Origin of the sequence: Rhizobium indicum, assembly GCF_005862305.2 — a bacterium.
GTDB classification, from domain to species: Bacteria; Pseudomonadota; Alphaproteobacteria; order Rhizobiales; family Rhizobiaceae; genus Rhizobium; species Rhizobium indicum.
In genome coordinates this window covers 4,876,640-4,898,752 of record NZ_CP054021.1, presented here as the reverse complement: position 1 = coordinate 4,898,752, position 22,113 = coordinate 4,876,640, and the positions used below count along the sequence as shown (strand labels likewise).

The 22,113-nt window shown below is 59.9% G+C and carries 6 protein-coding genes; all 6 read right to left on the bottom strand.

All coding sequences use genetic code 11. The features are described from left to right. Nucleotides 1-87 precede the first annotated feature (87 nt). The gene (locus tag FFM53_RS23815; protein WP_425504959.1) at nucleotides 88-12,108 is read right to left on the bottom strand and encodes a DUF4214 domain-containing protein; all 12,021 of its coding nucleotides are present in this window, start codon (nucleotides 12,106-12,108) and stop codon (nucleotides 88-90) included. Between the two features lie 2,189 nt (nucleotides 12,109-14,297). Continuing rightward, nucleotides 14,298-14,936 carry a hypothetical protein gene (locus FFM53_RS23810; protein WP_138387466.1) on the bottom strand — a complete coding sequence of 213 codons (639 nt, stop codon included), beginning with the start codon at nucleotides 14,934-14,936 and terminating at the stop codon, nucleotides 14,298-14,300. A 35-nt stretch (nucleotides 14,937-14,971) separates the two neighbouring features. Beyond that, entirely contained in the window at nucleotides 14,972-16,417 is a 1,446-nt protein-coding gene (locus FFM53_RS23805) for an HlyD family type I secretion periplasmic adaptor subunit (RefSeq protein ID WP_138387465.1), read from the bottom strand. Then, a complete protein-coding gene (locus FFM53_RS23800; RefSeq protein ID WP_173883648.1) occupies nucleotides 16,414-18,585 on the bottom strand; it encodes a peptidase domain-containing ABC transporter in 2,172 nt (723 codons plus the stop codon). Before FFM53_RS23800 ends, FFM53_RS23805 begins: the two co-directional genes overlap by 4 nt. Nucleotides 18,586-19,608: 1,023 nt before the next feature. Beyond that, nucleotides 19,609-20,124, bottom strand: coding sequence for a hypothetical protein (locus tag FFM53_RS36490; RefSeq protein WP_246413055.1), 516 nt, complete (start codon nucleotides 20,122-20,124; stop codon nucleotides 19,609-19,611). Nucleotides 20,125-20,655: 531 nt separating this feature from the next. Continuing rightward, nucleotides 20,656-22,110 (bottom strand): cobyric acid synthase, encoded by a 1,455-nt coding sequence (locus FFM53_RS23790; protein WP_138387509.1) that lies wholly within the window; start codon nucleotides 22,108-22,110, stop codon nucleotides 20,656-20,658. Nucleotides 22,111-22,113 lie beyond the last annotated feature (3 nt).

The window sequence follows — 22,113 nt, the reverse complement described above, 5'->3', positions numbered from 1 at the left end:
AACTTGGTGAGGCATTTGGCCGCGCGCTCCACTGCACTCGATAGACCAGCCAGGTTCTGACATGCCGGATGATTGCCCCTTTCCTCCTCACAGGAACTGAACGTTCGCCGGCTGCAGGCTCGCAACCGCCACGTTCTTGAGGATGATCTTGTCGTCCGAGTCTGCCGTGATGATCATGTCGCTGCCCGATTGTGTGGAGGCAGCCAAAAGATGCGCCCAGTCGGCGAAGACCGAGCTATCGACAGCGAGCACATCGTGGGCAGTTCCGGAAGCGGTAAAGCCCACGATCGTATCTATGCCACCGTTGGCGCCATAGGCGAACGTGTCCGCAGCCGCGCCGCCGATCAAGATGTCGTCACCCCCACCACCTGACAGTCGATTGGCGCCGCTGCCGCCGGTTATGACATTATCGAGCGCGTTGCCGGTGCCGGTGAACGCCGCCGTTCCGGTATAGGTCAGGTTTTCGACATTCGATCCAAGCGTATAGCTCGTCAGAGACGTCTTGACCGTATCGGTTCCTTCGCCGGCATTCTCGACGATGATGTCGCCAATATTGTCGACGACATAAATGTCATTTCCGGTACCACCCGTCAGCGTATCGGCGCCGGCTCCACCATCAAGCGTGTCATTGCCCGACCCGCCCGAGATGACGTTCGCAGACGCATTTCCGGTTCCCACGAAATCCGAGGAGCCGGTATAGACGAGGTTCTCGACATTCGTGAGCGAGGCCAGAGTATAGCTGGCGAGCGCCGTCTTGATCGTATCAATCCCGGCGTTGGCAGCTTCGGTGACCACATCGCCGGCTTTGTCGACGATGTAGGTATCATTGCCCGCACCGCCGATCAGCGTATCGATGCCGGCTCCCCCATCCAGGACATCGTTGCCAACGCCGCCAGTAATCGTATTGGCAAGCTCATTGCCCGTCCCCATGAAATCAGCGGCCCCGGTATAGATGAGGTTTTCGACATTGCTGATTGCGGCCAGCGAGTAGCTGGCAAGCGCCGTCTTGATCACATCGGTCCCGGCTCCGGCATTTTCGATGATTACGTCGTTCAGGCTGTCAACGATGAAGGTGTCGTTGCCAAAGCCGCCCATCAATGTGTCGTCACCGGCGCCACCATCCAGAATGTTTACACCATCGCCACCCCTGATGACGTTATTCAGCGCGTTGCCTGTACCGTTAAACGCCGCCGTCCCGGTGTAGGTCAGGTTCTCAACATCGGCGACGCCTGCCAATGAATAGGTCGCAAGCGTTGTGAAGATCGTATCGCTTCCCTCGCCGGCATTTTCCGTCACCACGTCGCCGACATTGTCCACCACATAGTCATCGTCGCCGATGCCGCCGATCAGATGATCGGCTCCCGCCCCACCGTCGAGGAAATCATCACCGCCGCCGCCAACAAGCGTATCGGCGCCGGCGCCGCCCGTCAGCGTGTTGCTGAGTTCGTTGCCGGTCCCTGTGAAGGCGGCAGTCCCGGTATAGGTGAGGAACTCGACATTGGCCCCGAGTGTATAGCTTGTGAGGGATGTCTTGATGGTGTCCATGCCTTCGCCGGTGTTCTCGACGACGATATCGCCGGCATTGTCGACGACATAAGTGTCATCGCCGGTGCTGCCAATCAGCGTGTCGGTACCGGCTCCGCCGTCGAGCGTGTCATTGCCGGCTCCACCGGTGATGATGTTCGCAGACGCATTGCCGGTGCCGGTGAAGGCGGCCGTGCCGGTGTAGGTCAGGTTCTCGACATTGGCGAGCGCGGCCAGCGAATAGGTCGCCAGGCTCGTTCTGATCGTGTCGGTGCCCTCGCCGGCATTCTCGGTCACCACGTCGCTGGCATTATCGACGACATAGGTATCGTCGCCCGTGCCGCCGATCAGCTTGTCGGCACCAACCCCGCCGTCGAGCGTGTCGTTGCCGGCCCCACCCGTCAGCGTGTCGGCGCCGGCACCGCCGGTGATCATGTTGTCGAGGCCATTGCCGGTCCCGGCAAAGGCTGCAGCACCAGTATAGATCAGGTTCTCGACATTGGCGGCCAGCGTGTAGCTGGCAAGCGAGGTCCTGACCGTGTCGATGCCCTCGCCTGTATTCTCCGTCACCACGTCGCCAGCATTGTCGACGACATAGGTGTCGTTGCCGAGGCCACCTGCCAGGTGATCGGCGCCGGTCCCACCGGTGATGAGGTTGTCGAGCGCATTGCCGGTGCCGGTGAAGGCCGCCGTGCCCGTATAGGTCAGGTTCTCGACATCGGCGCCGAGCGTATAGGTGGTCAGCGAGGTCTTGACCGTATCGGTGCCCTCGTCGGCATTCTCGGTGACGACATCGCCGGCATTGTCGACGATATAGGTGTCGTCACCGCTGCCACCGATCAGCGTGTCGGCACCTGCGCCGCCATCGAGCGTATCGTTGCCGGCTCCGCCCGCAAGCGTATCGGCACCAGCGCCACCCGTGATCGCATTAGCGAGCTCGTTGCCGGTGCCGGCAAAGGCTGACGATCCGGTATAGGTGAGGTTCTCGACATTGGCTGCCAGCGTATAGCTTGCAAGCACCGTCTTGACGATGTCGGTGCCGCCGCCCGCCGCTTCCACGACCACATCGCCCGCATCGTCGACAATGTAGGTGTCGTTGCCCGCTCCGCCGGTCAGCGTGTCGCCCCCCGCGCCGCCGTCGAGCGTATCGTTGCCCGAGCCGCCGGTAATGATATTGGCCACGGCATTGCCGGTGCCGGTGAAGGCAGCGGTCCCGGTGTAGGCCAGGTTCTCGACATTGGCGAGCGAGGCCAGCGAATAGGTCGCCAGGCTCGTTCTGATCGTGTCATTGCCTTCGCCGGCATTCTCCGTCACCACATCGCCGGCATTGTCGACGACATAAATGTCGTCGCCAGTGCCGCCGATCAGGTGGTCTGCTCCGGCCCCGCCGTCCAGCGTGTCATTGCCCGCCCCGCCAGACAGCGTGTCGGCATTCGCACCTCCGGTGATGACGTTGTCGAGCGCATTACCTGTGCCGGCAAAGATCGCCGACGTTCCGGTGCCTGTATAGACCAGGTTCTCGACATTGGCGGCCAGCGTGTAGGAGGCGAGCGCCGTCTTGACCGTGTCGGTGCCCTCGCCGGCATTCTCCGTGATCACATCACCGGCATTGTCGACGACATAGATGTCGTCGCCGGTGCCGCCGATCAGCGTGTCGGCACCTGCTCCGCCGTCGAGCGTATCGTTGCCGGCTCCACCGGTGATGACGTTCGCAGACGCATTGCCGGTGCCGGTGAAGGCCGTTGTGCCGGTGTAAGTGAGGTTCTCGACATTGGCGAGTGCGGCCAGCGAGTAGATCGCCAGGCTCGTCTCGATCGTGTCGGTCCCGGCACTGGCCGCTTCCGTCACCACATCGCCTGTATTGTCGACGATATAGATGTCGTTGCCCGCACCGCCGACCATCGTGTCGGCACCTGCGCCGCCGTCCAGGATATCGTTGCCGGCGGCACCGGTGATCACATTGACCGCAGCATTGCCTGACCCGATGAAGTCACCCGTGCCGGTGAAGGTCAGGTTCTCGACATTCGCTAGAGATGCCAGCGAATAGCTGTTGAGCGTGGTCTTGATCGTGTCGGTCCCGGCCCCGGCTGCTTCGACCACCACGTCGCCTGCATTGTCGACGACATAGGTGTCGTTGCCAGCGCCGCCGGTCAGCGTGTCGGCCCCCGCCCCGCCGTCGAGCGTATCGGCGCCTGCCCCGCCCGTGATCGCATTGGCAAGCTCGTTGCCGGTGCCGGTGAAGGCTGCCGTCCCGGTGTAGACGAGGTTCTCGACATTGGCGCCGAGCGTGTAGCTCGCCAGCGCCGTCTTCACCGTATCATTGCCTTCACCGGCATTCTCCGTCACCACGTCGCCCGCATTGTCGACGACATAAATGTCGTCGCCAGTGCCGCCGATCAGGTGGTCTGCTCCTGCTCCACCATCGAGTGTGTCGTTACCGGCGCCGCCGGTTAGCGTGTCGGCACCCGAGGCACCAGTGATGACATTGTCGAGCTCGTTGCCGGTGCCTGCAAAGGCAACCGTCGTCCCGGTATAGACCAGGTTCTCGACATTCGATCCAAGCGTATAGCTCGTCTGTGCAGTCTTGACCGTGTCTGTGCCTTCACCGGCATTCTCGGTGACGATGTCGCCGGCGTTGTCGACAACGTAGATATCGTCGCCGGTGCCGCCGATCAGCGTGTCGGCACCGGCTCCGCCGTCGAGCGTATCGTTGCCGGCTCCACCGGTGATGACGTTCGCCGACGCATTGCCGGTGCCGGTGAAGGGTGTGGTACCGGCAAAAGTCAGGTTCTCGACATTGGCCAGGCTCGCAAGCGAATAGGTCGCAAGGTTCGTCTCGATCGTGTCGGTTCCCGCACTTGCGGCTTCCGTCACCACATCGCCAGCATTGTCGACGATATAGATATCGTTGCCCGCGCCGCCGACTAGCGTGTCTGCACCTGCTCCGCCGTCGAGGATGTCATTGCCGGTGCCACCGGTGATGACGTTGACCGCGGCATTGCCTGACCCGGTGAAGTCGCCCGATCCGGTGAAGGTCAGGTTCTCGACATTGACCAGCGACGCCAGCGAATAGCTGTTCAGCGTGGTCTTGATCGTGTCCGTGCCGGCGCTCGCGGCCTCCACCACCACGTCGCCGATATTGTCGACGACATAGATGTCGTTGCCAGCCTCGCCCGTCAGCGTGTCCGCACCCGCTCCGCCGTCGAGCGTATCGGCGACCGCCCCACCCGTGATCGTATTGGCAAGCTCGTTGCCGGTGCCGGCAAAGGCTGCCGTCCCGGTGTAGACGAGGCTCTCGACATTGGCACCGAGCGTGTAGCTCGCAAGCGCCGTCTTCACCGTATCATTGCCCTCGCCGGCATTCTCAGTAACCACGTCGCCGGCATTGTCGATGACATAGGTGTCGTTTCCAAGCCCGCCAATGAGATGGTCGGCGCCGGTCCCACCAGTGATGACGTTGTCGAGCTCGTTACCCGTGCCGGTAAAGGCCACCGTTCCTGTGAAGGTCAAGTTTTCGACATTGGCCCCGAGTGTATAGCTTGTGAGGGATGTCTTGATGGTGTCCATGCCTTCGCCGGTGTTCTCGACGACGATATCGCCGGCATTGTCGACGACATAAGTGTCATCGCCGGTGCTGCCAATCAGCGTGTCGGTACCGGCTCCGCCGTCGAGCGTGTCATTGCCGGCTCCACCGGTGATGATGTTCGCAGACGCATTGCCGGTGCCGGTGAAGGCGGCCGTGCCGGTGTAGGTCAGGTTCTCGACATTGGCGAGCGCGGCCAGCGAATAGGTCGCCAGGCTCGTTCTGATCGTGTCGGTGCCCTCGCCGGCATTCTCGGTCACCACGTCGCTGGCATTATCGACGACATAGGTATCGTCGCCCGTGCCGCCGATCAGCTTGTCGGCACCAACCCCGCCGTCGAGCGTGTCGTTGCCGGCCCCACCCGTCAGCGTGTCGGCGCCGGCACCGCCGGTGATCATGTTGTCGAGGCCATTGCCGGTCCCGGCAAAGGCTGCAGCACCAGTATAGATCAGGTTCTCGACATTGGCGGCCAGCGTGTAGCTGGCAAGCGAGGTCCTGACCGTGTCGATGCCCTCGCCTGTATTCTCCGTCACCACGTCGCCAGCATTGTCGACGACATAGGTGTCGTTGCCGAGGCCACCTGCCAGGTGATCGGCGCCGGTCCCACCGGTGATGAGGTTGTCGAGCGCATTGCCGGTGCCGGTGAAGGCCGCCGTGCCCGTATAGGTCAGGTTCTCGACATCGGCGCCGAGCGTATAGGTGGTCAGCGAGGTCTTGACCGTATCGGTGCCCTCGTCGGCATTCTCGGTGACGACATCGCCGGCATTGTCGACGATATAGGTGTCGTCACCGCTGCCACCGATCAGCGTGTCGGCACCTGCGCCGCCATCGAGCGTATCGTTGCCGGCTCCGCCCGCAAGCGTATCGGCACCAGCGCCACCCGTGATCGCATTAGCGAGCTCGTTGCCGGTGCCGGCAAAGGCTGACGATCCGGTATAGGTGAGGTTCTCGACATTGGCTGCCAGCGTATAGCTTGCAAGCACCGTCTTGACGATGTCGGTGCCGCCGCCCGCCGCTTCCACGACCACATCGCCCGCATCGTCGACAATGTAGGTGTCGTTGCCCGCTCCGCCGGTCAGCGTGTCGCCCCCCGCGCCGCCGTCGAGCGTATCGTTGCCCGAGCCGCCGGTAATGATATTGGCCACGGCATTGCCGGTGCCGGTGAAGGCAGCGGTCCCGGTGTAGGCCAGGTTCTCGACATTGGCGAGCGAGGCCAGCGAATAGGTCGCCAGGCTCGTTCTGATCGTGTCATTGCCTTCGCCGGCATTCTCCGTCACCACATCGCCGGCATTGTCGACGACATAAATGTCGTCGCCAGTGCCGCCGATCAGGTGGTCTGCTCCGGCCCCGCCGTCCAGCGTGTCATTGCCCGCCCCGCCAGACAGCGTGTCGGCATTCGCACCTCCGGTGATGACGTTGTCGAGCGCATTACCTGTGCCGGCAAAGATCGCCGACGTTCCGGTGCCTGTATAGACCAGGTTCTCGACATTGGCGGCCAGCGTGTAGGAGGCGAGCGCCGTCTTGACCGTGTCGGTGCCCTCGCCGGCATTCTCCGTGATCACATCACCGGCATTGTCGACGACATAGATGTCGTCGCCGGTGCCGCCGATCAGCGTGTCGGCACCTGCTCCGCCGTCGAGCGTATCGTTGCCGGCTCCACCGGTGATGACGTTCGCAGACGCATTGCCGGTGCCGGTGAAGGCCGTTGTGCCGGTGTAAGTGAGGTTCTCGACATTGGCGAGTGCGGCCAGCGAGTAGATCGCCAGGCTCGTCTCGATCGTGTCGGTCCCGGCACTGGCCGCTTCCGTCACCACATCGCCTGTATTGTCGACGATATAGATGTCGTTGCCCGCACCGCCGACCATCGTGTCGGCACCTGCGCCGCCGTCCAGGATATCGTTGCCGGCGGCACCGGTGATCACATTGACCGCAGCATTGCCTGACCCGATGAAGTCACCCGTGCCGGTGAAGGTCAGGTTCTCGACATTCGCTAGAGATGCCAGCGAATAGCTGTTGAGCGTGGTCTTGATCGTGTCGGTCCCGGCCCCGGCTGCTTCGACCACCACGTCGCCTGCATTGTCGACGACATAGGTGTCGTTGCCAGCGCCGCCGGTCAGCGTGTCGGCCCCCGCCCCGCCGTCGAGCGTATCGGCGCCTGCCCCGCCCGTGATCGCATTGGCAAGCTCGTTGCCGGTGCCGGTGAAGGCTGCCGTCCCGGTGTAGACGAGGTTCTCGACATTGGCGCCGAGCGTGTAGCTCGCCAGCGCCGTCTTCACCGTATCATTGCCCTCGCCGGCATTCTCCGTGACCACATCGCCCGCATTGTCGACGACATAGGTGTCGTCGCCAGCGCCGCCGATCATCGTATCGGCACCCGCTCCCCCGACAATCGTATCATTTCCGGCGAAGCCGAGGATCACATCGTTGCCGGCCGCGCCATCGATCGTGTCGTCGCCGGTCCCGCCCGTCAGAATATCGGTGCCGGCGGTGCCGACAACGTCGATGCCGCTCCCCGTCGTCGATGACAGATAGGACTGATTGACCGCAAGAGCGACCGCGAAGTCAGCCTTGGTGGTGCCGGATCCGAGTGCTGACATCCAGAAAGATGCCTCCGACGCGGTCGGCACCCTGCCGAGGGCATTGAGGAAGAGCTGATTGACGAGATCTGCCGTTGACAGGCCGCCATAGAGCGTCGTGAAAGCCGAGGAGGCCAGAATGTCATTGGCGACCTGGAACTGGGTTTCGGTACCGCCGGTGATTGCGGTTGCCTTCGTGGCGGCTTCGCTTCCTGACGGATCGCGGCCGAGCAGGACACGATAAAGACGATCAACAGTTTCGGTCGCCGCGGCCTTGTCTGTCGAATGTAGATATTTGCCCGAAGTCACATTGGTCGTGACGTGGTCATTGCCGACGACCTGATGTTCGGCGCTCTCCGAAATCGCAAGGACCAGGCCCGCCCGCGTAATGCCGCCGGAGCTCAGCTTGCCGAGCCATGTTTGCATCTCACTGACGGATGCATTGCGTCCATAGGCGTTCTGATAGAGCACTTCGACGAAGCCTACGTTCGACAAGGTCCCGTAGTTCGACGTGAAGGCTGCGCTTGCGATGAGGTCGGTCGCAAGTTGCGTCGTATTGAGCGCACCCTGGGTCAGGTAGGTCCCTAGCTGCTCGCGCTCGGAGTTCTGCATGTCGCGGTCGAAGACGACATCGTAGATCCGCTGCATCTCGGCGACGTCGAGGTTTTCCTCGGTCATCTCGATTTGCGCCGATCCGCTGAGACCACGCACATTCGACCAGGTGATGGTATCGATACCATCCGGATCGATCCCGTGCCGGACATAGGCAGTGACCGAACCGGTTGTCGAAACCGCTTCCCAGCTATAGGAGCCGTTCGCCTCGGCGGAGACCGAGATGAACTCGTCGCCGAGATCGGTAGGCGCGCTCGTTGGATCGGACGGCGTGTCCGGCGACAAAATCGTTACGTCGGTGCTGCGCCCGTCGTCATCGACGTTGATAACGAAGCCGTCGGCCGAACTGTCCGCGGCCCCCGTGCGCCAGGACTTTCCGGTCGGATAGTCGAGCGACTGATAGGTGTTTCCTGCCGCATCGGTGTTGAACAGCTGGCTCTCGTCGATGACGCCGTCACCATCGTGATCGAAATCGGTGACGATTTCGAGTCCGTCTGCACTCGTCAAACGGACAAAGCCGCTGCGCTTGCTGCCGTCCTGGTAACTGGTCGTGCTCGACTCGACCAGTTCTCCATTGGCATCGACGGCCGTGGTGTCGATCTGTGATTCCGAGACACGTCCGGCTGCGTCGAGCTGAGAGAGTTGTGTCTTGCTCAGCCCATCGGCGCTCGTGGTGCTGGTCACCTTGTCGAGGACGGCAATACCATCGGGGGCGAGATCGGTAATGGTCTCGGTACGGCTGCCGTCCGGGTTGAGAACGGCAACATCCGTTCGCCTGCGATCGATCACGCCGTCCCCGTCCGAATCGAAACTGTAATCGGTCTCCAGACCGTTCGCACTGGCTGACGTCGTCGAGCGATCCTTGAGAGTGCCGTCGGAATTGAAATTGGAGATCGTCGTCGTCTTGACACCATTGCCGGCTGTCACAGTCGTTTCGCTGTGATCGGCAACGCCGTCGCCATCGCTGTCTCGGCTCTCCGTATGCGACAGGCCGTCGGCGCTATCTGCGGTCGTCTCCGAACGCAGCAGATGGCCGGTGACCGTATTCGAAAGTTGGACAGTCTCCGTCTTGCTGCCGTCGACATTCTGGATCGAGGTATCGGTCTTCGCATTCTTCGTTGAGAGCGCGATCGCAGTGGTCTTTGTCAGGCCGTTTGCCGAAACCGTCTGGACCTCCTGGTCGACGAGCCCCGTGACGCCGGAACCCGACAGCGCCGTGCCGGCGCTCGTCGTGGTCGTGGTACTGCCATCGCTATTGCGGACCGTAAGCGCGCTTGTCGCCCAGCTATGATTGCCGCTCCACTGCTGGGTGACAAGGTCGCCATTGGTCGAGGTCGTCTTGATGACCTGGTCGATAACCTGGCCTGTTGTATTGGTATCGCGCAGCGTCTCGGTACGCGAGCCGTCGGCGTTGAGCACCGTCCCATCGAAAATCGTTTCGCTGTATGAGTCGGTGTCATCGCTGTTGGTGAAATCGTTCTTCACCGTTTTCGTCAACCCGTCGGCACTGACGGTCGTCGTCTTGATTTCGTTGAACGCGACCGGATTGTTGATGCCGTAGCTTTCGACGATCGTGACCTGCGAACCATCGCTATTGACCGAGTTGACGGTCGTCTGCGCATTGGTTGGCGGAATACCGTTCGAGAGATCACTTGTACTGCTGCGGCCATCGGCGCTCGCTGTCGTCAGCGTATGGACGTATTTCAGGCGATTGACACCGGCGACACCGTCCTGAATGTCGAGGATACTACCGTCTGCATTGCGCGTGCGGGCCTCGTGAACCGTTTTGTCGACGGCGGAGTCGCTGCCGATATAGGTGTCGGTCGTGAGTGTTTGACCATCCGCGCCGATCGTCGTCACGGTCTTTCCGGTCTGCGTGCTTCCATTCCCGTTGCTGCGAGTAATGGTGACCGTCGATGACCCGTCGGCATTTGTCGTGGTTGCCGTCACCGACCGGCTGTCGAAGTCGCCGTCGCCATCGGCATCAGTTTCCACCGTCTTTACAAGACCGTCGGCCGACGTCGTCGTGACGACGCGTTTTTCGAGGATCGTTCCGTCCGGGCTGAAGGTCGAGACACTATCGATCGTGCTACCGTCGGCGGCAACAGTGACCGCCTCGACGGTGTCGAACCCGCCGTCGCCGTTCGCATCCGTATCGAACGTTTTCGTTCGGCCGTCTGCCTGCTCGATCGTTACCACCTTGCTGCGGAGTGCAGAGCCGTCTTCAACCGTGATCACTTCGGTGGTCGAGCCGTCGGCGTTAAGCGCCGTGACGTCGGTCACGGTCGTGTCGACAAGTCCGTCACCATCGGCATCGAGCGTCGTCACCTTGCTATATCCGCTATGGCTTGTCGTGATGGTGTTTCGATCGACAAGCGTCGTGCCGTTGCCCGCATAGTCCGAAACTATCTCCACCTTCGACCCGTCCGGGTTAAAGGAAGTGACGTCACGGGTCACGCTGTCAAAGGTTCCGTCGCCATCGAGATCGGACTGAACGGTGATCTGGCGGCCATTCGCGCTCGTGGTGGTCACGCGCCTGTCGGTCAGATTGGCGGCAGCAACAGCCGTGCCGGCATAATCGGAGACAGTCTCAACCCGGCTTCCGTCCGCGTTGAGCACCATCACGTCGCTGCTGTGCCGGTCGATGTCTCCATCCCCATCGCTGTCCGTCGTGGCAATGGTCGTCAGGCGATCGGCGCTCGTCGTCGTCAACGAAGATTGGAGCAAATGCTGTCCATCGGCGCTGTAAGTCGACGACGAGGTCGTTTCGCTGCCATCGGCGGCGATGTTTGAAATCGTGACCTGTTCGGGACTGGAGAACTGATCGAGATAGGTGCTGGTCGTGACGTTCCGGCGGTCGGCGCTGGTGACGGTGACCGTCTTGCCGATTTGCGCCGACGTGGCGCCAGCGGCTTTGACGACCATATGCGTCTGGGAACCGTCTGCATTCAGTACGGTCGTATCTCGTTCTGAAGTATCTTTCGAACTGCCGGCGCCAAGATAAGTATCGACGATGGTGGTTTTTCCGTCGGCGCTGACCGTGGTTATGGTCTTGCCCGTCTGGACACTGTGATCGCCGTTCCAGTTCGTAACCGTGGTCGTCGAGGAGCCGTCGGTGTTGATGACGGTCGCGGTATCCAATTGCTTGTCGAAACTCCCGTCGCCATTCTCATCGGACCGTATGTTCTTTGACAATCCATCGGCCGACGTCGTCGTCACCGTCTCGTATGATAAAACGGTTCCTGCCGGGTTGAAGGTCGAGAGCGTATCCGTGATCGTTCCGTCGCCGGCCACCACGATCGTTTCGACGGAATCGGATCCTCCGTCACCATTCGCATCGGTCTGAACCGTCCTGCTGCGCCCATCTGCGCTCCAGGCCGTCACTGTTCGATTCCGCAACGTCAGATCGTCGTTCTTGTCAGTGACAGTTTCGACCCGGCTGCTATCGGCGGCAATCACAGTGCTGTCCTGGTGGGTCAGTTCGAAGGCACCGTCACCGTCGGCATCCGTGTTGGTTGAACGAACGAGGGAGTCGGCGGTGAGCGTCGTGACGGTCTTGCTGAGCAGGGTTCCGTCAGCGCTCTTCACAATCTGCGTGGCCTCGGACGTACCATCGGTGTTGACGACAATGACGTTTGACTGAAGCTGATCCGTTAGCCCATCGCCGTCGAGATCGGTGGTTACGCTCTTGCTGCGGCCATCGGCGCTTGTCACCGTCACCGTTTCGTCGATACGGCTGGCGCCTGCCGTACCCGTGCCGGCATATTCGCTGACGTCTTCAGTTCGTGCTCCGCCGTTCGCCACCGATATCATATCGGTCGTGGTGGCATCGACGATGCCGCGTCCTGTGGAGTCCACGGTCTTCGTCTTTGTCAAACCATCCGCACTGGTTATCGTTGTCGTCTGATCCTTCTCCGAGCCATCGGCATTCAGATCGGTCACTGTAACGGTCAGCGTACCGTTCGCTGCGGTGGCATCGGTCTCCCGCTGGGTGGTAAAGCCGCCTCCCGTCTGATCTCTGGAGATGGTAACGAGTTTGCCGTCAGCGCTGGTCACTGTGGTCGTGCGGTCGGTCAGGATCGAGCCGCCATGATCAAAGTCGGCGAGCACCTCCGTCCGACTGCCGTCGCTTGCAACGGTGATCACATCGGTTTGCCGCTCGTCGATGATGCCGTCGCCATCCGTATCGGTCGTCAGGGTGCGGGTCCGAGCGTCTGCCGAGGTTGTCAGGATGCGCTCGGACTGAAGGCTTCCATCAGTGCCGCTGACCTTCGTGTCGATGACGGTCGACCCGTCTGCGGAGTGCGACGTCGAGGTTGACGTGACGACGCCGGTCTTGTCGAAGGCCAGCGACACGTCCGCCGCCGTGCCGGTCGAACCGTTGCTTCGCTGGAATGTCGCGGTGCCGCTGATGGCAGAGCCGTCGGGCTGAGTGGTTGCCTGGTTGTTCGAGATAAGATCGATCGACGTGATACCAAGGTCCGAAAGGGTTTTCAGCTGTTGCGTGCCATCGGCCTGCGTGACGACGACCTTGAAGTCGGCAAAACGGCTGTCGCCGGCATCGAGCTTCCCATCATGATTGGTGTCGAAGACATCGCGCAGCGCCTGCATGTCGGTCGCCGCCGTCGGGTCCCATGCCGTAAAGTCGATCTCGCTCTTCTGGTCGATCTTGCCGTCGCCGTTCGCATCGATCGCCAACACGCCGTCGCCGGCCGCTGCCCATGCGGTCAGATGCTTCTTGCCATCCCCGGCCATGTCGAAATAGGTGATCGACGAGGTCTGCTGCGTCAGCTTTATGCCGTTGCCGTCCAGGTCGAGAACGATTGGTTCGTCGTCGCCACTGTCGTCGTCATCATCACTTGGATCTTCATCATCTTCGCCGACGCCGTCGTCGATCTCCGGAAAATTCCCGTTGGCGTCATAGGAAGGCGGGCCAACGTCTGGCGTTGCATCGCGGGGAGGCTCGTAGTCGCCGATATTGAGCCCTCCAAGATAGTCTTCCTGCCTATCGGTCGAGCGGCTGCTTTGCCCGCCAGACGATGATTGTGACGGTCCGTCGCTGTCATCCGAACTGTAATTGTCACCCATGTCTTCGCTGCTTGATGAAGAGCCGGATATCGAGGGGGCGGAGTCACTATTATCGGAGCCGCCGTTGGTCCAGTCGTCCGTATAGAAGTAGTCCCAAGATTTCGGTGTATTGCTTAGAGTGGTGAAGCCAAAATTCGCCGGGTCGGTGAAATTACTGCTGGGATCGGCTGCAAAGTCGGTAGATGCCACCTGGTTCGCGGGCAATCCGAATCCACTGCTGACGCTAAGACCAGCATAAGGGTCGTACACGTCGAGTGTGTCCGCATCTAATAACGGTGCCTGCGATATGCCGAGCCGATCGAGAACTGCTGCGGCGAGTTGTTTCTCGTTGTAGTCTTGGGTTGCATAATACTTGGCTTCGTCCAGCGCGTCGAGTTGTCCGGCGACGTAGTTTCGAACGGAAGGACCGAGTCCTTCACTGTAGGCGAGTGCCGCTGCGCCTCCCAAAATAGCGAAAGTGACTGGATTTTCTGCGGCTGATACTTCCGCCACCCCGCTTGCGAGCGATACTGCGAGGCGGCCAGCGGAGAGCGCTATGCTGTCGTCGACGTAAATTCCCACAGACCGATTCAGAGCCGATTGCTTATCATGGGACAGGATATCGAAGATTGCGTCCACCGGGAGAAGACTTTTGGTCAGCAGATCAGAACGTGCCGCCATGCGCGCGTAGGAACTGATCGATGAGTCCGCCGAGACAGCCGTCGCTATGTGGTCGAACTCACCGTTGGCGAGCTCCGAAGCTATGTCGTTTATTCCCAATTGCTTGGTAGTGCGCGTACTTTCCGCGTAAGTTGCGGAGATTGTGTAGGCCATAAACGACTGAACAGCAAATGCCGCTCTGCCAACTTCTTTATTGAATTGATCGAACTCGTTCTTGAGGTCATCGAAACTGAACGTGACACTGAGAGTGTTCATCAGGAATTCTCGCGATCTTTTATTGTCTTGCGATAGATGTGATATAGATGCACAAAAAACAAAATAAAGAATAATGACGTTAAGATGTTTGCCATGTAAAGATTAAAGAAGCCGCTATCCCTGGATCCTATAAAAAAGTCTATCGCATAACACTTCGCATTTTCACAGGGCGTAGTTAATCTGTAATCAGAGACATATATGACGAGGCAGGCCGTTATTACTACTGAAGCCGCCACCGATGCGCTCTTTATATTCCTTTCAACCGGGACCTTGCTGAGTCGGTAAAAAAATCCCTCATCAGTCACCTTAGCGCGACGGGCCATCCACCAGGCGATCGGGAAGAAGATCAAAGCGATTACAATCTGCGCAACCAAGAAGATGAGCAGATAGTCAGGGGCTCGAAATCGGTGAAATAACGCGAGAGATGAAATTGTCACCGCGACCATCAGAATCGCGAAAACGCTATCTAAGCTAATAATGCTTCGTCGAAGTAGAATTCGACCTACTAAGAACAGGAAGATCAGAAACAGGACGATGGGGACGGGCCCGATCGGGGAAAGCGGGCTTGCAGGTACAAAATCACCGTTCACGCTCGGATCCTCCATCAATATGACGAGACGACGGAAAATACCGACCATCTCGGTTGCTGCGGGGGCGCATTGCTTTTATCAAATTACCGCTCCTTCATTGCATCGCTCGCCACTTCAACGAGAGGCGAAAACACGTAGGCCAGTATCCGCCTCGAACCGGTTCTGACCTCGGCCGTTGCCGACATTCCCGGTGAAAGCGAAACATCCGCGCCATCCGCCTGCACCGCATTTTGCTCAAGCTTCAGCGTCACCGCGAAAACGAGGTTCTGTGTCCGCTCGGCACCCGCAAACAGCGAAGTTTGCGGTGCGGCAGCAGCGTCTTCCTCTCGGCGCTCGGCGTCCGGCTCCGGAATGGCATCGGTTGCTATCTTGGTGATCGTTGCCGGAACCGTGCCGTATTGGGTGAACGGGAAGGCATCCAGCTTCACCACCGCCGGCTGGCCGACATGAACGAAGCCGATATCGCGATTGGGAACATAAACCTCGAGTTCCAGTGTGGCCCCTGCAGGGACGACCCTCAGAACCTCTTCGCCCGCCGTCACCACCTGACCTTCGGTGGAGATCGCGGAGGCCTGGACGACGCCGTCGATCGGGCTGCGCACCGTCATTTGCGCTAGTTCGGCGCGGCTCTTTGCAAGGCGCTGTTCGAGATCCTCGGCCTGCCGCTCGGCATCGCCGAGTTTTTCGGTCTGGTCACTGATGAACGTGCTGCGGGCCTTTTCGATCTCGGCGCCGAGGACATCGATCCCGGCTACGGCGTCGGCAAGTTGACCCTTCTGGATCGCGAGCTGTGTCCGCTGCGTCTTTAAGGTTTCGGTCGCGTCGATGACGCCGGCGATCGGCCCTGCGTTCTCACCGACGAGCGTGTTGCGCATCGCGACCCGCTGTTGTAGCGTATCGACGAGCGACGCCTGCTCGTCGAGCGTATCCTGAAGGTGGTCTCGCTCCCCTTCCTTCTGGCGCATTTGGGAACGCAATGACGTCAGCGACGCGTCGAGCTGACCGAGCTCGCTGGCGAGAATGGCGTCCTCCCGTTTGCGAAGCTTCGCGGGCACGTCTGCTGCCCAGTCGATGCGAGCGCCGCGCGGATCACCCGCTGCAGCCCCGGCAACAAGCGCCTCACGCCGACGCGTGGCTTCTGCCTGAACGGACGCGAGCGCGGTTTCGGCATCCCGTTCGTCGGCAATGGCTTCGGTCGAGTCCAGCTGGAACAGCACATCGCCGCGATGCACTTCGGTTCCATTGGCGGGCGGCAGACCAACGACCTTGCCACCGTAAAGCGGCTGAACGACCTTGACCCGTCCGACCGGTTGGATTTTGCCCTGTGCCGTCGCGATGATGTCGATCCTGCCGAGATATGCCCAGGCAAGCGCGACGGCCGCGAGCAGACAGATAATCAAAAGGAGCGCCGTTCCGACCGGGGACGGCGGCGTTTCAAGTACCTCGAGTGCAGGCGCCAGGAACTGGTTGTCGGATCTAGACCGTGTCGGCGGAGGCGAGGCAGCGATGGTGCGGGCGGCAACAGTCATGCCGGAACCCTTGTATCGTGCTGCAACGTCCAGAGCCGCGCAAAGAGACCATCCTTCTTTTGCAGAAGCTCGTCATGCGTTCCCATCTCGACAACCCGGCCGTCTGCCATGCCGATAATCCTGTGGCAGTTTCGAACGGCGGCAAGGCGATGGGCGATGATGATCACGGTTCGACCCTGGACGATGTGGCGCATGTTTTCCTGGACGACGCGCTCGCTTTCATAGTCGAGGGCACTCGTCGCCTCGTCGAAGATGAGGAGCGGCGGGTTGGTGGCGAGCGCCCTTGCGATGGCTATGCGCTGCCGCTGCCCACCCGACAGGTTGGCGCCCCGTTCCTCGATGACGGTGTCATAGCCCTGCGGCAGTTTCGATATGAATTCGTCGGCACCGGAAAGACGGGCCACCGCCAGGACCTGGGCGCGCGGCAATGCGGGATTGGCGAGCGCGATATTCTCGTGGATCGTGCGATTGAAGAGCAGGTTCTCCTGCAGAACGACGCCAATGTGACCTCGCAACCACGCCGGATCCATTTGCGAAAGATCCATCCCGTCGAGCAAGACTTGGCCTTCGTTGGCAAGATAGAGCCTCTGGATGAGCTTCGTCAGCGTCGATTTACCCGACCCCGAAGCACCGACGATACCGACCACCTCGCCTGGGCGGACATGCAGGTTGATGCTCTTCAGGATATCCTGACCGCCGGGGCGGTAGCGGAAACTGACATTCTTGAATTCGATGAGGCCTCTCGGAGCGGGAAGGGCAAGCCGCGTTGCCGGCGTTCGCTCCATCGGCGTATTCAGAATGTCGCCGAGACGGTCGATCGAGATCTGGACTTGCTGGAAGTCCTGCCAGAGCTGCGAGAGCCGGAGGACGGGTGCGGTGGCCTGGCTGGCGATCATGTTGAAGGCGACGAGCGAGCCTACCGACAGCTCGCCGTTGATGACAGCGCGCGCACCGAACAGCAACAGCAGCGCCGTCGTAAGCTTGCTGATGTACTGGATGACGTTCTGCCCGCCGGCGCCGAGCAGCGTCGTCTGAAACGCAGTCTTCACGTAGGCGGCGAGCTTTTCTTCCCACTGCGCCTGCATGACCGGTTCGACCGCCGCCGCTTTTACGGTCTGTATGCCGATGATCGCCTCGACGAGCAACTGCTGGCTGACCGCGCCACGGTTGAACTTCTCCTTGACCATGTCGCGAAGCGGTGGGCGCACGAGAAAGCCAACGAGGGCGTAGAGCGGGATCGAGCCGAGAACGATCAGCGTCAGGCTCCACGAGTAGAGCCACAGGATGCAGAGAAAGACGATGGCGAATACCAGGTCGATTGCGGCAAACAGCCCCTGCCCCGTGAGGAAGTTCCGGATCGTTTCCAATTCCCGGACACGGGCGACCGTCTGGCCTGCAGACCGCGTTTCGAAATAGTCGAGCGGCAAGCGAAGCAGGTGACGGAAAAGCCGTTGTCCCAGCTCGACGTCGATACGGTTGGTCGTGTGCGACAACGCATAGGTTCGCAGGTACTGTAAGACGACATCGAAGAGACCGATGATCGCAATTCCGGCGACCAGAACGAACAGCGTCGAATAGCCCTTGTGCGTGAGAACCTTGTCGACGACTACCTGGAAGAAGAGCGGCGTTACCAGGGCAAAAATCTGAACGAAGAGCGAGGCGACGAGGACGTGTGCAAGTGGCTTGCGGTAGCGCCAGAGGGACGGCAGAAACCATTTCAGTCCGAAGGTCCTGGGATCTGTTCCTGCCCCTCCCAATTTCCGGGCCACGAGAAGCGCGCGGGCACCTGTCTCGATCAGCAGCTCGGCTGCCGATAATTCACGATCGGCGCGTGTTACGGGATCAATGACCCTGTATCGGCCGGCCGGGGTCGGTCCGCCGAGAATGGCGAATGTGCCTTCCGGCATATGCACGATCGCGGGAACAGGCAGATTTCTGAGGCGTGCTTCGGTCAATTCGCGGACAGCCCTTGCCTTCAATCCGACTGCTGATGCCGCCCGCAGAAGATCCAGCTCGGAAGCAACCCCGCTGCCAATTGCAAGCTCATGATGAAGCTGGTTCGGATCGGCAGCAATCCGGTAAAAGGCTGCAATTCCGCACAAAGCACGCAGGCCGGAATCCACCGGTTGCGCGGCCGCATTTGCGATGCCGGGGTCGAGGCTGCCCATACGAAGATCACATCCTATTGACTGTATAAATATTGCAATCACAATCCCGGGGTCGTACGACACGAGATAAAATCCGTTGCCCAGGCTGACGAAAGATACTTTGACCCGCGACGCTCTCGGTTGATGACGTGGCGTGAAAATCCAGTGCGGAGCAAAAGCAAAGCGCCAAAAATGCGCTCTAGCTCGCACAAGATATTGACTATTTTGATTGGTTTTTAGGGGTTTCCATTTATTGGTGGGGCTCTCTTCTTCTTGTAAAGGAACGTTTACCTTCGGCTTTGACAAAGGTTCCTAAAACAACCGGCTCTGACTAATCCCGCCGCGACCCTACGCGCAGAAGAATTGGTTACTCCGAGCCCCCGCTCGTCAACGCCAGTTGGTTATTTCATAACTTAGAGGTGGGGTAATCATTCTTTCCAGAAAGGACTACCTGTGATTTTGTTTTGCGTGCCTCACGTTTAATCGGAGAGAATTATCGGTCAAATCACGGCTCTGTGATATTGTGTGCGTTTTGGTCCTGAGGCTATTTTGTCGCATGTAGGCAATGTGACTCTTGTACAAGTTTGATCCCTGCGCACCTCACCGCGGAAGCGACCAGTTGCTTGCTGTCAGATCATGCGTGCGGTCTTCCTTCAAACTTCATGAGGATTGTCAAACGCCCAACTGGAAAAGGCGATCGCATTACCGGCTGCACTAAAGGAGTCTCGTTGATCGTTACCGCTCATTGTCATCTCCAATCTCAGTATTTTTATTGGATTTCCCAGTTATAGAAAAAAGTGGATTAATCGCCACAACGTAACCATAAGCCGCACACATCGACAAAATAGTTAGTATAAACGACTCATACTCAAGCTGATCCGTTAGCCCATCGCCGCCGAGATCGGTGGTTACGCTCTTGCCGCGGCCATCGGCGCTTGTCACCGTCACCGTTTCGTCAATACGATGCTTGTCCTGATATTACTCCTCCTAACTGGAAAGGATAATTCTGCGTCCGAAAGCTGCTCGAGTACGAGAAGCCCATTTTTATTGCCCTTGTGCCAGCGTTCGAGATTTTTCAGTTTTTACCGCATCGAGTGCTTTTGGAATGTCGATCGCAAGAAGTTTCAGCTCATCGATGGAAATCTTATAAAGAAATGACGCTTCATTTACATGAAGACGGATCATTCCGTAATAATTTTCATCACCTCCTTTTATTATGTATATACATGATCTTCTATTTTTGTTCACCGATATGTCTATACTGTATATTAGCTCCCCTCCGTATTTCCGCGCCGATAAAATATCCTTAAAGTTGCTAATGACCTTAGCGAATAACCTCATTAAAGGACCTCCATTATCGGGTTGAGCGGATTGTGTTTCCGGCGCCATCTTCTTCGCTCTTTGTTTCCACCACTGAGAACCACCATGAGTTTTGTAGCCGGCCTGGCAAGAGGTGGACATAGCCGTCGCCCCTCCCTCAGCCGTTGCTGACATTCGGGGTAAACGCGGGACATCTGAGCCATCCGCTAGCACCGCATTTCGGTCAAGCTTCGGCGTCACTGCGAAAACGATATTCTGCGTCCGCTCGGCACCGGCAAAAACAGCGACGTCTGTGGTGCCGCAGCAGCGTCTTCCTCTCGGCGCTCGGCATCCGGCTCGCTCTCTCCCAAAACGCTCCCACCCAATGCAAGTTCGTGATGAAGCAGGGACGGATCAGCGGAGATCCGATGAAACGCCGCAACGCGGCAAAGCACTCGAAGACCAGAGTCGACCGATTAAACGGGACCGTTGCAATGCCAGGCGGGATGCTGCTCATACGGAGGTTACTGTCCTTCGACGGCTGTGAAGAGCGCTCGCTCACAGCGTTTAATTCATGTCCTCCGACGACTTCTTTTCGTATGAAGGCCTCTTAACAAAAGCCATATGCAATTTTGTCGCATCTCGTCCGGTAATAGTATTGGATACGATAACCATATTGTAAATTGCGTAAGCGCAAATATCCTTTCCAGGCAAATCACCAAACGATGCTAGGGAATCGGCAAAACCCTAAAGAGGGAAGTCTCGGCTCGCTTCAGAGATAGCGGAACTACTCTATCCAACCAGCCCCGCAAGCCAGCGCGGGTCGAGATGTTTCTCTAGCCCGCTCGCGACCTCGTCCAACGCCTGGTCGACACTCTCGCGGTAATTCCTCCGCTCACCCGAGAGCCCAAAGCTTTGAAGCAGCCGGGCGCGGTAGGCGTCGCTGCCGAAGAGGCCGTGCAGATAGGTGCCCATGATCCGACCGTCGGCCGACAACGCCCCGTCGGGCGCGCCGTCGATGATTGCCGAAGGCCGATCGCAATCCGGGCCGCGGGTGATGCCGAGATGGATCTGGTAGCCGGCAAGCGGCGCATCATATTCGGTCGAGCGAGCCTGGCTGTTGCGCACGGTCTTTTCCGGCGCCATCTCGGTCTCGATGTCGAGCAGCCCAAGCCCCGGCGTCTCGAGCGTCCCGCCCTCGATGCCGAGCGGATCATGCACCATGCGGCCGAGCATCTGATAGCCGCCGCAGATGCCGATCACCCGGCCGCCGCGCCTGACATGCGCCTGGAGATCGCGGTCCCAGCCCTCAGCCCTGAGGTCGGCGAGATCCGATATCGTCGATTTCGAACCGGGAAGCACAACGAGGCCCGCATCGGCAGGTATCCGCTCGCCTGATCGTACGAAGACCAGCTCGACATCCGGCTCAGTCCTCAGCGGATCGAGATCGTCGAAATTGGCGATGCGCGGCAGGACCGGCACGGCGATCTTCAGCGCGCGCGCGCCGCCCCTTGCCAACCGTTCAAGCACGACCGAATCCTCGGCCGGCAGGCGCGCAGCACCCGGCAGCCACGGCACGACGCCGAAACACGGCCAGCCGGTAAAACCTTCGATGGCGCGGATGCCGTCGTCAAACAGCGAGACGTCGCCGCGGAATTTATTGATGATATAGCCCGCAATCATCGCCCGGTCGTCATCCTCGAGGATCGCATGCGTGCCGACCAGCGAGGCGATGACACCGCCGCGGTCGATATCGCCAACGAGCACGACAGGCACGCCGGCCCGCGTCGCAAAGCCCATATTGGCGATATCGCCGGCCCTGAGATTGATCTCGGCCGGCGATCCGGCGCCCTCGACGATAACGAGGTCGGCGCCCGCAGCCACTTTTTCGAAACTTTCGAGCACGGCGCCGAGCAGCTGTGGCTTCAGCCGCTGGTAGTCCCGCCCCTTCGCCTGTCCGAACACCCTGCCCTGGACGATGATCTGGCTGCCATTTTCCGATTGCGGCTTGAGCAGCACCGGGTTCATGTGCACCGAGGACGGCGTGCGCGCGGCCAGCGACTGCAGCCATTGCGCCCGGCCGATCTCGCCGCCGTCATCGGCGACCGCCGCATTGTTCGACATATTCTGTGGCTTGAACGGCCGGACCGTCAGCCCGCGATTGGCCGCCAGCCGGCAGAGGCCCGCAACCAGCACCGTCTTGCCGACATCGGAGCCGGTTCCCTGCAGCATGATCGCTCTTGCCATGAT